Origin of the sequence: Haloarcula vallismortis ATCC 29715, assembly GCF_000337775.1 — an archaeon.
Taxonomy (GTDB): domain Archaea; phylum Halobacteriota; class Halobacteria; order Halobacteriales; family Haloarculaceae; genus Haloarcula; species Haloarcula vallismortis.
This window is the reverse complement of the sequence record NZ_AOLQ01000022.1, coordinates 19,550-32,094: the sequence shown is the minus strand read 5'-3', so window position 1 is coordinate 32,094 and position 12,545 is coordinate 19,550. Positions and strand designations below refer to the sequence as shown.

Below are 12,545 nucleotides of genomic sequence, written 5' to 3'. Positions count from 1 at the left end.
TGACTACCCTTAGCATCCCTTCATACGGAGGGCGCCCAGTATGAGCAAAGCACAATCAGAACACAGCGGACTCCAGCTTACCCTGAGCATCTGGCATCCTGACTGCTGGACGCTCGAAGTGACCGACAAGACGGCTGCCGGCTTGCTGGCTCACGGCGTGTACAACACACAGAACGGTAGCGTAAAGGGCCTGTTCACGGCGTACGCCGACAGCATTAGCGATGTCGAGGACCTTGTCGACGCGACTCGTGACTCGTCGCTGACCGACTCTGTGCTGGAACTGCGCGAACGTCACGGCGCGACTGGTACGGGTTCGTCGCCGGGAAACACGACCCGTGAACTGTTCGTCGAGTACGACCCGGACAATACAATCAGCGACAGCCTTCTCTCGCGGGGATTCATCCACAACGACCCGGTTCGCGTCCGCCATGGTCGCGAGCACTGGCCGGTGTTTTTCGCGGACTCCCGCGACGAAGCCGAGTCGCTCCTCGATGAGATCCGGGAAGAACAGTCGGCCGATATCGAAGTGACGCGAATCACCTCCGCCGGCGGCGGCAATCCGCAGCAGCTCCGACGGATGGACCGCCTCTCAGACAGCCAGCGCGAAGCGTTCGAACTCGCCAGACAGGAGGACTACTACGCGTGGCCGCGGGGCATCTCGACGCGCGAACTCGCCTCGAAACTCGGCGTTTCGAAGACGACGCTGCTGGAACACCTCAGAAAGGCGGAAGCGAAGCTGTTAGACCCGGATCAATAGATTAGCTCAGCACGGCCCGGACAGCGAACAGCGCGTTCTCCTTGCGCTCGCGGACACGCCGATAGAAGTAGGAGAACCACTTGTCGCCGTAGGGGATGTACTGCCACATCGGGACGCCTTCTGCGGCGAGGTCCCGCTGTGCGTCGTCACGGACGCCCATTAGCATCTGTACCTCGTAGTCAGTGCCGTACTCGTCGTGGAGGTCCTTCGCGTAGTCTATCATCGCCGGGTCGTGGCTACCGACGCCGATGCCGCCCTCGAACTCCTCGAACATCAGCTCGAGACAGTCCCGATAGGCGTCGTTGACGCGCTCTTTCTTTTTGTAGGAGACACGCTCCGGCTCGGAGTAGGCCCCCTTGACCAATCGGACCTTCCCGGGCAGAGGCGCGAGCCGTTCGAGGTCCTCGGGCGTGCGCTTGAGGTTTGCCTGCGTGCAGACGCCGACGCCCCCCTCGTGTTCCGTAACGAGTCGCTCGTACGCGTCGAGGGTCACGTCGGTCGTGGTGTAGTCTTCCATATCGACCCAGACGAAGACATCGCGGTCGTCGCCCGCCGCGACGATGCGTTCGAGATTCTCGACGAATATGTCGTCGCCAACGTCGAGGCCAATCTGGGACGGCTTGACCGAGATAGCGCAGTCGAGGCCGCTCCTGTCGATTTCTTTTATCAACTCGATGTACTGGTCTGCGTCCTCGTCGGCGGGCTGGCGCTCGTCGTAGTGTTCGCCTAACAAATTCAGGATACCCTTGACGCCGTCGTCATTGAGCGAAGCGACGTGGTCGAGCGCCCCCGGCGCTGTCTCCCCGGCGACGAAGTTGTTCGCTATTGGCGGAATCATTATCGAAACTACGCCACTATATGGGCCTAAACGCACCCCCTACCAAAAAAATCAGCTCTTATCGATTGAAATCAAGTGAGCGTGAAACTGCCGAGCGTATCGTCGTCGGTCCGGTAAAACGTGTGCTCGCCCGTGATATGTGCTGTGCCCGAGACGACCGGCTTAGTCACGGTGACGCCGTCGTTGACGCTGGTGTCAGTGATATACCCCTCAAACGTCGACCCGACCGGACCAGTCACTTCGACACGCTCGCCGGTAGCGAGGTCGCCGTCGACGTGATGGAGCGTCAGTCGCGCGCACGTACCTGTTCCGCAGGGAGAGCGGTCGACGGACCCGTCGGCGAACACCACACAGCTCCGGTCGTCGCGGGCGGTGAGTTCGACTGCAGAAACGGTCACCGACGAACCGGTGAGCGGGTCTTTGGGTGCAACATCGTTGACTGCCCGGCGGAGTTCCAGCGCGGGGCCGATACACTGCGTAGCGTCTTCACAGTCGAGCGTGACGCCGATGGTGTCGGCGTCGACAACGGCGAAATAGTTCCCGGAATAGACGATACGAGCCGCGACCGGGTCGCCGTCCTGTTCGACAGTAACCGTCTCACAGACGTAACTGTCGACGTTTTCGAACGCAACGCGGCGGACGACACCATCAGTTATCTCGGCCGTCACGTCGACCAGTCCAGCGGGGGTTTCGACGGTCAACTCTGGTGTCTCAGGAAGTTCGCCCTGCTCGATGAGTGCGGTCACGACCCCGATGAGGCCGTGGCCACACATATCCAGATAGCCATCAGTATCCATGAAGAACACCCCGAGATCGGCCCGGTCGGTCGGCACCGGGACCGCTCCGAACATATCCGCATGCCCACGGGGTTCCTGCATGAGGAGCTTCCGGATGTCGTCGGACGTGGCTGCGAACCGGTCGCGTCTCTCTTCGACGGTCGCTCCAGCGAGTGTGTCGGCCTCGATACCGTCGAGTACGATGCGCGTCGGTTCCCCGCCCGTGTGTGTGTCTACCGTGGTGAACTCCGTCTGTTCCATAGCCGTAGCGATACTCTATGCGACAGACGCGTTCCAGAAGTATTAATTTAGGGCTTCTCGTATGCCGTCGAGAACATGGTGCCTACCATGGACGGGGACACGGTTATACAGGGACTTACGAAAAAGGATATCAGTATACCATGAACGACCATGACAAGCGTTCGATTGACAGGCGAAGCGTAATCAAAGCCGCTGCCAGTGCTGGACTCGTCGGCCTCGCCGGCTGTTCCGGCGGTGCTCCCGAAGACGGTGATGGTGGCGACGGCGGTGACAGCAGCGACGGCGGCGACGGCGAATCAACGGACTCCTCGACGGACTCCGGTTCCGAAACCTATACTATCGGAATGGTAGACAGCCTCTCCGGCTCGCTGTCGGCGTTCGGGCAGCGGAACCAGCGCGGCAAAGAGATCGCGCTCGACGACATCAACTCGGTCGGCGTCGGTGGTGGCGAACTGGAGATCTCACAGCAGGACGACCAGAGCACGAGTCAGGGTGGCGTCAGCGCAGCCCAGACACTGGTCAATCAGGAGGAGGTCCCGCTGCTCATCGGGACCGTCGGCAGCGGTGTCAGCACGGCTATCCACGAGAGCGTCGTCCAGAACACGGACGTCGTCCAGATCAGCCAGAACAGCACTAGCCCGAACCTGACGAACTTCCCGGACCTGCTTCGGATGCCGCCAGCCGGCAAGGCACAGGCGGAGGCGATCTCCACGCTCCTCGAAGACGACGGCCAGGAGTCCGCCGCGCTAGCCTGGATCAACAACGATTACGGCCAGTCCGTCGGTGAGGCCTTCCTCGATTCGTTCGACGGGGAGATCGTCTACAACGAACCCCACGACCAGGGGCAGTCCTCCTACAGCAGCACCATCTCGTCGATGTCTGATACCGACGCCGACGCGTGGGTGTTCATCACCTATCAGCCGGAGTTCGCGACGATGTCTCAGGAGGCGTTCGACCTGGGTGTCACCGATCAGGCCGCCTGGTACGGCGGCGACAGCGTCAAAGGGCCGAAAGTCCTCGAATCGGCTCCGGAAGGCAGTCTCAACGGGATGAAGGCAGTGGTCCCGAGCGTCCCACAGGACGCCGAGAACTACCAGGCGTTCGTCTCGGAGTTCGAGGACCGCTTCGGCGAGGAACCCACGTCGTGGTCGGCGTACGCCTACGACGCTGTGGTCGTCAGCGCGCTCGCCATCGAGGCCGCGGACGAGTTCACGGGCTCGGCGCTCATGGAAGTCGTCCGAGACGTGACCCGGCCCGAAGGCGAGGAAGCGACCACCTACGAGGAGGCACACGAAATCCTGGCAAACGGTGGCTCGCCGTCGGACGTGGACTACACTGGCGTGAGCGGCCCCATCGATCTCGACGAGAACGGCGACCCGGTCGGGTTGCTACAGGTGTTCGAAGTCGTTGACCACGCGTACGAATCCGCCGGCTTCATCGAGGGCTAAGGCGGCCACGACCCTTTCCATTTTCACCAATGGCGCAGATATTACAGTACCTGGCAAACGGGCTCGTTTTCAGTAGTATCATCATCCTCGGGAGTATCGGGCTCTCGCTGGTCTACAGCATCGCCGACTTCGCCAACTTCGCTCACGGCGATACGATGACCCTGGGTGCCTACGGAGCGTTCGTCGCCTTCGGCGTGTTCGGCGGCCTCGGCGGCACCATTCTCGGTCTCCCGATCGGGTTCTTCCTGTCCCTGGCAGTCGGAATGGCGATTGCGGCCGTCGTCGCTGTGCTGACCCACATCTTCGTGTACAAGCCCCTCGATACGGACTCAATCGGGCTGCTCATCACGAGCATCGGCGTGGCGTTTGTCTACCGCGCGGTGTTACAGGGGACCTTCGGAACAGACTTCCTCCAGTACGACATCCGCCGTAGCGGGCCGATTCCGGTGTTGTTGGACACGCTTGACGTCGCAGTGACACAGCGCGATGTCGCGATTATTGTCAGCGCGGCGGTGCTCGTCGCCGCTCTGCACCTCTTGCTCCAGCGGACGACGCTGGGGCGGAAGATGCGTGCGACCGCGGACAACCCCGATCTTGCACGCGTGAGCGGCATCCGGACCGACCGCGTTATCCTCGTGATGTGGGTCGTCGGCAGCGCCCTAGCCGCCGCCGGTGGCGTCTTCCTCGCGCTGTACAGCCAGCTCGACCCGCGCATCGGCTTCGAAATCCTGCTGGTCGTGTTCGCCGCGGTCATCCTCGGCGGTATCGGCTCGGTGTACGGCGCGATGCTCGGCGGGCTCCTCATCGGGATGCTCCACGAACTGACGCCGCTGCTCAGCGACATCGGCCTCCCGATTGGGACCGCTTACGCCCCGGCTGTCGCCTTCGTCATCATGGTCGCGGTCCTGCTTGTCAGGCCCCGCGGTATTGCGGGTGATATGACATGAGTACGCTCGATGTCGGGACGTACTCGCCCCGAGAAAAAGGCGTCGCGGGGCTGCTGGGCGCGCTCGCCGCGCTCCTGCTTCTCGCGGTCATCACCGGCGTCCTCGCCCCGGCGTACCTGCTGTATCTCGTCGGGCTGTCGGCGATGTATATGCTCCTCTCGATGGGGCTGAACGTCCAGTGGGGGTACGGCGGCATGATCAACTTCAGCGTCGCGGCCTTCTTCGGCCTCGGCGCGTACGGGACCGCGTTGCTGACGGCGTCCGGCTCGCCGATATCCGGCGGCGTCAGCCCCGTCATCGCGCTGTTCGGCGGCCTCGGCCTCGCTGCAGTGCTCGCGGTCATCATCGGGTATCCGACGCTGAAGCTCCGCGACGACTACCTCGCAATCGCGTCGCTGGGCCTTGCAGAAGTCGTGCGTATCTTCATCCTCAACGAATCGCAGTGGACGGCGGGTAGCGCCGGACTGACCGGCATCCCGCTGTTTTTCTCCGACTGGCCCGTGCTCGGCGACCTGACCTACCCGTACATCTTCTACGTAGGCGGGACGCCGCTGTTCAATATGAGTCAGTCAGTCGTCACCAGCGCGCTGAACGTCGTGCTGGTCACAGTCATCGTCGCGGCCGTCTACCTGTTCCTCCGTCGGATTCACCAGTCGCCGTGGGGCCGCGTCCTGCGGACGATTCGGACCGACGAGGACCTCGCGGAGACGCTCGGCAAGGATACGTTCGCATTCAAGATGCAGGCGTTCGTCATCGGGAGCCTCATCATGGCGCTTGCGGGTGTGTTCTACTCCCATCTCGTGTTGTTCGTCAGCCCCTCGGACCTGCAGCCCATCACGACGTTCTACGTCTGGGTCGCCGTCATCCTCGGCGGCACCGGCAGCGACCGCGGCGCGATGCTGGGCGGGTTCACAATCGTCGCTATCCAGCAGGGAACCCGGTTCATGACCGACACGGGGGCGCTCCCAATCGGCGCGGCCCCGCTGCGACTCATGCTGGTCGGCCTGCTTATCATTTTCATCGTCAGACTCCGCCCGGAGGGAATCCTCCCACCGGAGCGCGAACTCATCTGGCCCGACTCGCTGGGCGGTGGTCGCGATGAGTGAGCAGTCGCTCGTCTCCGACGGCCCCATTCTCGGGAAGGACGACCCGGTGCTCCGTGCTGAAGGGCTGGAGAAACGCTTCGGCGGCCTCGTGGCGACTGACGACGCGTCCATCGAGGTCGAACGCGGCACGATTACTGGCCTCATCGGCCCGAACGGGGCCGGTAAGTCCACGCTGTTTAATCTCGTCTCGGGCTTCTACGAGCCCGATGCGGGCTCGGTCGCCGTTAACGGTGTCGACGTAACCGGCCAGAAGCCCCACGAAATCGCCGATCAAGGGATGATCCGGACATTCCAGACGCCGCGCAAACCGGAGGGGATGACCGTCCGGGAGGCGCTGCTGGTGGGGCCACACAACCAGACCGGGGAGTCGATTATCCCGCTGTTCACCTCGCCGAGCACCGTCGAACAGGAGGAACGGCGCTCGCTCGAACAGGCCCAGACGATGCTCGAACGGTTCGAGATCGGCGACCTGGCCACCCAGCCCGCGACGGACCTCTCCGGCGGGCAGATGAAACTGGTCGAACTGGCACGCGGGATGATGGCCGAGCCCGACCTGTTGCTGCTGGACGAACCTGTTGCCGGCGTCAATCCCGTGCTGGCAGACAAACTGGCTGGGTTCATCGAAGAACTCAACGAGGAGGGCATCACCTTCCTCATCATCGAACACGACATGAACTTCATCATGCGGTTGGCCGACCCGATTGTCGTCCTCAATCAGGGGAGTGTCCTCGTCGAGGGGCCGCCCGAGGCGGTCCGGAGCGACGAGCGCGTCATCGACGCCTATCTGGGAGGGCCGTCGGAATGACCGACCCCATCCTCACCGTCGACGGCGTCGACAGCGGCTACGGCGAGGTGCAGGTGCTCGACGACCTCTCGCTGACGCTCGGCGAGGGAGAGATCGCCTGTCTCGTCGGCCCAAACGGGGCCGGCAAGTCCACCGTCCTCAAAACGGTGTTCGGGATGCTCGACCCGTGGACCGGCTCTATCCGCCTCGGCGACCGCGAGATCGGCGGGATGGCCCCCGAGGATATCGTCCGCATCGGTGTCGGCTACGTCCCACAGACCGAGAACGTCTTTGGCTCGCTGACCATCGACGAGAACCTCCGGATGGGTGGGGTCGCTCGCGACGGCGGCCTCGACGAAGTCGTTGCCGAACTGTACGACCGGTTCCCTATCCTTGACGACAAGCGCACTGCGAACGCGAAGACGCTGTCGGGCGGTCAGCGGCAGGTGCTTGCCTTCGCCCGTGCGCTGGTGATGGAGCCCGACGTGTTGCTCATCGACGAGCCAAGCGCCGGGCTGGCACCGAACACCGCAAAAGAGGTGTTCGACGACGTGGAGACCGTCAACGAACTCGGCACGTCGATTCTGATGGTCGAGCAGAACGCCCGCGAGGGACTGGGTATCTCCGACCGCGGGTTCGTCCTCGATCAGGGGACGGTCAAGTTCGAAGGCGAGGCCGACTCGCTGCTCGACGACCCCGAGGTGTCCCGGCTGTATCTCGGCGGCGAATCGCGCCGCTGAGGCCACATTTCGCTGTTTTACTCGGGTTCGCTGTGGAGCCGCGACGGCGACGCTCCCCGAGCGGACAAGGCAACACAGAAAAGCCCCCCTTGCATACCGCCTGCCAATGACTGTGACGCTGCCGACCGAGGCCGACGACTGGGCTGCCGCGTGGCGCGACCGGATCAACGACCGGTCTGAGTTCGCCGACAGCGCTGACGACTTTACCGCTGTATTCTGTTTTGAAATCCGCGCCGACGACGCCTACACCGGCGAATCAATACAGTTCGTCGTGGTGATCAAGGATGGTGTCTGTACCGCCGCTGGAACGGTCGCAGACCCCGAGTACGACTTCGCGTTCCGTGGCCCCTACAGTCGGTGGGTCACAATGTTGCAGGGTGATCTGGATATCTCCGCCGCCGCGATGGACGGGACCTTCGAGGTCGAGGGCGACACGATGCGGCTACTTCGCCGGCAGGACACCATCGCCGAGATGGTCGCGGCAGCACAGAATGTCGACACCGAGTTCGAGTACTGACCGACGGGCTTTTGTCCGCCCGCTTGGCCTACACGGGTATGCTCGACAAACTCGGTGCGGTTGGTATCGGCGGCATCGTCGTGTTGCTCGCCGGCATCGGTCTGGTCGCGTGGCAGGCACCTATCGTCGCCGTCGGTATCGCTCTGGTCGTCGGCGGCCTCGGACTGGTCGTCTACGGTCTCGTCACGAGCCTGCTCGGCGCGTTCGGACTCGGTGGCGGCATGGGTGGTATGGGTGGCATGGGTGGCGGCGGTATGGGCGGCGACGGCATGCCCTGAATCGGACCTGACTAACAGGTGGTGTCCGCATCGACGTCGAACTCGAACCGTGCACCGCCGCGTTCTCCTGCTGTGGCACGTACTGTCCAGCCGTGGGCTTCGGCGATTGCTCTGACGATGTAGAGGCCGAACCCGGTCCCGTCAGCCGCCTGTGACGCGCCCGGTTCGAACACCCACTCCCGTTCGTCGGGGTCAATCCCCTGTCCGTCATCCTCGACAGCGAAGCCGTCGGTCGTCGGCACGAGACGAACTGTGATCTCAGTGCTAGCTTCGCGTTCTGCCTCAGATGCGTGGTCGTCGCTTGCAGGGCCGTGTGTGACGGCGTTGACGAAGATATTCTCGAACAGCCGGAGCAGCCGCTTCGGGTCTGCCTCGACCAGTATTGGTGGCGGCGGTTCCAGCGCTGCATTGCCGGTTTCGACGTGGTTCCACGCCGTCGTCGCCACGTCGGCGATATCGACCGCCTGCTCGGCTGTTGCCAGCGCTCCCTCCCTAGTCGCGGTTCGCATATCGTCGATAATGGCCTCTAACCGCCTCAGTCCGTCTCTGGCGGCGTCAATATGTTCAGACGACATCTCTCGGGCAGCGAGCTCGAGGTGGCCGCTGGTGACGGCAAGCGGTGTCCGGAGGTCGTGTGCCAACAGGTCAGCGAACTCCGTGAGCCGCTCGTTCTGTCGCTGGAGGTGCCACTCCCGTTCACGCCGGTCCGTGATGTCGCGACCGACACCGCTGAACCCCTGCACTGTGCCGTCGTCCCCCATGAGGAGCCGGCCGCTGAGTTCGAACGTCACCACCCCTTCTGTCGTCTCTGCCCGCGCCTCGACGTTCGTTTGCCCTGACTCAAACACCTCATCGATGGCTGCTTCAACGGCCTCCTGGTCGTCTGCGATGAAGAACTTGGTCGGCGCTGTTCCCGACAGTTCACTATCTGTCAGGTCGAACAGCTCGTTCAGCCGAGCGTTCCAGTGTGCCAGTTTGCCGTCTGCGTCGTAGACGTAGAAGACATCATCGAGCGTCTCGACTGCGGCCGCCAGAACACGACACTGGTCTTCCATGCGAGAGAAACGCACCCGAAGGACATAACTACGCAGTATAGAGAGCGCACAATCGGCGCAGCAGATCCGGTAGCAGGGCGGGACCGCCCGCGGAGTCTCAGCACTGCGCCTAGTTCTCGCTCGTCGGCCGGTCGGCCCGGTGTTCGCTGATAATCTGATCGACCATCTCCGCGTTCTGCTCCTTGCGGCGGTCGGCGGCCCGCTCCTCCCAGTCCGCTATTGCCGCCTCAATCTCGCCTTCGCGGGCGACGGCCAGTTCGTCCACTTCCTGCACGGTGACCAGCTCCGTCGGCGCGACGGGGATGTCGTTGTCGAACAGCACCTGATCGGCGATGTCGGAGAGGTTCCCGTTCCGAAGCACGATTTTCGGATCGATATCCGCCAACTGCTGGGCCGTTGACCGGCCCGCGCCGGAGGCGTCCCGAAACATGACGATGTCGTCCTCGACGAGGCCGAACCGCTCGTCGGCGTCGGCGATGGCGTCCCTGGTGAACTGCTCGACCACCTTCACTGGCGTCAGCCCCTCCTGTTTCTCCGAGACGTCGGCGAAGTTCGAGTGGTCGAGCTTCCACAGCGCTTTCAGTCGGTCGAGCTTGTCGGCCAGCGCCTCGCGCTTCTCCTCCTCTTCCTCGACTTTCCGTTCGAGGGCCTCGTTACGCCGCTGGAGCCGTGTCACCTCGCGGTCCTTCCTGACTTCACGCCGCCCCTCGCTGCGGGCTTTCTCCAGCTGTTTGTCTTTCTCGGAGAGTTGGTCGTCCTTGCGTTTGATGGTCTCTTTGAGGTCGTCGACGTGTGACTCAAGTCGTTCGATGCGGGCATTCAGCCGCTTGATTTCCTTCTCGTCGTCGGTGAGTTCCCGCGGCTCGTGCGTCGTGGTGTCCTCGTCCTCGCCGTCGTCATCTTCGAGGTCCCGCAACACTGTTTCGACGCTCTCCTCGCCGGCGACGACGCGGTCGATGACTGGTCCCACGTCGTACTGTGGCGGGACCTTGCCCGCGACGCGCTCGAACTGGTCGGCGTGGTGGTCGAAGGCATAGAGGGCGGCGGCCATCGCGTCGCGTTCGTGGTCGTTGTCGTAGGCCTCCTCCCGAGTCCGGTGTTTCTTCTCGTCGACCGGGAGGTCGGTGTCGGGCTCCCAGCCGGCGGCGCTGAAGGAGCGCCGGAGCTTCTCGACGGTTTCCGGCATCGGTGTCACGTCGGCGGCGACGACGACCGGCCGCCCGCGCTCGATAATCCACTCCGTCGTCGCGGCGGTGTCGTCGGTCCGCGAGGAGTACACGTCCAGCACGGTGCCGTCGAGAGAGACGATGGCAACGGCCGTCGTCGTCCCGGGGTCGACGCCGACAATGACGTGGTCGCGCCGTTTCGCCAGTGGCCTGAACTCGATGCCGTCGCGTCGCTGGCGCTCGATTTCGACGCGTGTGTCGCCTGACCGCGCTCTCGATACGGGGATGTCCTGCGGTCGCGCCGACACCCGGAACACGGCGTTGGAGAATCCGCCGTACTTCTCTGTCACGTCTCGCTCGTACTCTAGCCCAGCGGCATCGAGTTCGGACTCGATTTCCCGCGCCCGCTTCCTGACCGCGCCGTGGATGCGCCGGGTGTAGCGGTCCTCTGACCAGCCGCCTTTTCCGGTCGAGCGGCCCCGCGAGACCTTCACTTCGGTCGTGTCGGTGAACGCCGACACCTCCTGGCCAACGTTGGCGGCGGCAAGCCGGGCCGCGGCTTCGGCCTCCTCCATCGGGTCCTTGCCGTAGGGGACGCCGTGGCGCTTGGCGACCCGCGAGAGCGGCTCCGGGCGCTCGTCGCCGGTCACCTGCACCAGTTTCGTCTCGTCGGGGAGCGACCCGAGGACGTGGATCAGGGCGTCCTTGTCCTCGGCGAGTTCGTACATATTGTCCGTCGCGACGATAGCCGGCTCCTCGTCGTCGATACGCCGGCGGAGCTTTCGCCGCGAGACCACGTCTCGCTCGACTGATTCCCCGTCGAAGACCACCAGCGCGTACGACGGCGCGTCGCCGCGCACGTCGCCGCTCTGGATATCGACACCGAAGACGACTGCGTCGAGCGCTGCCGTGCGGTTCACGGACCATGGTAGGCGGTGGTCGATTATAAATCCGTTCCGGGCTAGCAAGATGGGGCTGGTTTGATCGTGCGATAGAAATTCCGAACAGCCAGAAAGCCCCCTCGCGGACGACGTGTCTGACTCCGTGCGCTCCTCGCTTCGCTCCGGTGCTACGGTCGTCAGACACGCCCTCCGCTCGGCCCCTTTCAGTCCCACCCTGCACAGACTGACTAACCGGCTTGCGGTGGTGGTTTCTGACTCTCGATAAGAACGGCTGATACCGGTACGACTCCCGCTAGTTCGGGATTGCCGACCCAAACATCTCTTACCAGGGCGGTCCGACGGCCCACTATGCTTACACCTCGCTTCGCCCCGAGCGACACTTCGGAGGACGATTGGGATGACCGCTGAGCGAGAGAAGATGCTCGCTGGCGAGCGCTACGATGCGAGCGACCCGGAACTCGTCGCCGCCCGTGAGCGGGCGAACGAACTCACCCGAGAGTACAACCGGACCGAGCCAGGGGAAACCGACACCAGACGGTCGCTCATCGAGGACCTGTTCGGCTCCGTCGGCGCGGATTGTCACGTCGAACCCCCGTTCCGGTGTGACTACGGCGACAACATCCACGTCGGCGACGGGTTCTACGCGAACTTCGACTGTGTCGTGCTGGACGTCTGCCGGGTCGATGTCGGCGACGATTGCTTGCTCGGGCCGGGCGTCCACATCTACACCGCGACGCATCCGCTGGACCCGGATGAACGACGCAGCGGCGTCGAGTACGGGAAGCCGGTGTCTGTCGGCGACAACGTCTGGATCGGCGGGCAGGCGGTCATCAATCCGGGCGTCACCATCGGTGACGACGCCGTCATCGGGTCCGGCGCGGTCGTCACCGATGACGTTCCGTCCGGCGTCGTCGTCCAGGGAAACCCCGCGTCGGTCGTGCGGGAAATCGAGGACTGACGCCCCCCTGTA

General features: G+C 63.7%; 13 protein-coding genes. 9 read left to right on the top strand and 4 right to left on the bottom strand.

Features of this window, described 5'->3' with window-relative positions; genetic code table 11:
* Window positions 1–40: 40 nt before the first annotated feature.
* A complete protein-coding gene (locus C437_RS06395) occupies window positions 41–757 on the top strand; it encodes a helix-turn-helix domain-containing protein (protein WP_004516094.1) in 717 nt (238 codons plus the stop codon).
* A 1-nt stretch (window position 758) separates the two neighbouring features.
* Here the strand turns inward: C437_RS06395 and C437_RS06390 are convergent, their stop codons facing one another.
* Window positions 759–1,595, bottom strand: coding sequence for a proline dehydrogenase family protein (locus C437_RS06390; protein WP_004516093.1), 837 nt, complete (start codon window positions 1,593–1,595; stop codon window positions 759–761).
* Window positions 1,596–1,666: 71 nt separating this feature from the next.
* The gene (locus C437_RS06385; protein ID WP_004516092.1) at window positions 1,667–2,632 is read right to left on the bottom strand and encodes a proline racemase family protein; all 966 of its coding nucleotides are present in this window, start codon (window positions 2,630–2,632) and stop codon (window positions 1,667–1,669) included.
* Window positions 2,633–2,772: 140 nt separating this feature from the next.
* Between C437_RS06385 and C437_RS06380 the strand changes: the two genes are divergently transcribed.
* The 7 genes from C437_RS06380 (at window position 2,773) to C437_RS06350 (ending at window position 8,452) form a co-directional block, all read left to right on the top strand.
* The gene (locus C437_RS06380) at window positions 2,773–4,080 is read left to right on the top strand and encodes an ABC transporter substrate-binding protein (RefSeq protein ID WP_004516091.1); all 1,308 of its coding nucleotides are present in this window, start codon (window positions 2,773–2,775) and stop codon (window positions 4,078–4,080) included.
* A gap of 29 nt (window positions 4,081–4,109) precedes the next feature.
* Window positions 4,110–5,027 (top strand): branched-chain amino acid ABC transporter permease, encoded by a 918-nt coding sequence (locus tag C437_RS06375; protein ID WP_004516090.1) that lies wholly within the window; start codon window positions 4,110–4,112, stop codon window positions 5,025–5,027.
* On the top strand, window positions 5,024–6,133 hold the full coding sequence (locus C437_RS06370; protein WP_004516089.1) for a branched-chain amino acid ABC transporter permease: 1,110 nt from the start codon (window positions 5,024–5,026) through the stop codon (window positions 6,131–6,133). The genes C437_RS06375 and C437_RS06370 overlap by 4 nt, the downstream gene beginning before the upstream one ends.
* Window positions 6,126–6,938, top strand: coding sequence for an ABC transporter ATP-binding protein (locus C437_RS06365; protein ID WP_004516088.1), 813 nt, complete (start codon window positions 6,126–6,128; stop codon window positions 6,936–6,938). The genes C437_RS06370 and C437_RS06365 overlap by 8 nt, the downstream gene beginning before the upstream one ends.
* Entirely contained in the window at window positions 6,935–7,657 is a 723-nt protein-coding gene (locus C437_RS06360; protein WP_004516087.1) for an ABC transporter ATP-binding protein, read from the top strand. The genes C437_RS06365 and C437_RS06360 overlap by 4 nt, the downstream gene beginning before the upstream one ends.
* 106 nt (window positions 7,658–7,763) lie before the next feature.
* Window positions 7,764–8,174, top strand: a complete 411-nt coding sequence (locus C437_RS06355; protein WP_004516086.1) for an SCP2 sterol-binding domain-containing protein — start codon at window positions 7,764–7,766, stop codon at window positions 8,172–8,174.
* 38 nt (window positions 8,175–8,212) lie between these two features.
* Window positions 8,213–8,452: a DUF7470 family protein gene (locus C437_RS06350; protein WP_004516085.1), complete on the top strand. Its 240-nt coding sequence runs from the start codon at window positions 8,213–8,215 to the stop codon at window positions 8,450–8,452.
* An 11-nt stretch (window positions 8,453–8,463) separates the two neighbouring features.
* Here C437_RS06350 and C437_RS06345 read toward each other — a convergent pair whose 3' ends face one another.
* Entirely contained in the window at window positions 8,464–9,507 is a 1,044-nt protein-coding gene (locus tag C437_RS06345) for a PAS domain-containing sensor histidine kinase (protein ID WP_004516084.1), read from the bottom strand.
* A 109-nt stretch (window positions 9,508–9,616) separates the two neighbouring features.
* Window positions 9,617–11,593 carry a DUF460 domain-containing protein gene (locus C437_RS06340; protein ID WP_004516083.1) on the bottom strand — a complete coding sequence of 659 codons (1,977 nt, stop codon included), beginning with the start codon at window positions 11,591–11,593 and terminating at the stop codon, window positions 9,617–9,619.
* A 379-nt stretch (window positions 11,594–11,972) separates the two neighbouring features.
* Between C437_RS06340 and C437_RS06335 the strand changes: the two genes are divergently transcribed.
* The gene (locus tag C437_RS06335) at window positions 11,973–12,533 is read left to right on the top strand and encodes a sugar O-acetyltransferase (RefSeq protein ID WP_004516082.1); all 561 of its coding nucleotides are present in this window, start codon (window positions 11,973–11,975) and stop codon (window positions 12,531–12,533) included.
* The last annotated feature ends 12 nt before the right edge of the window (window positions 12,534–12,545 follow it).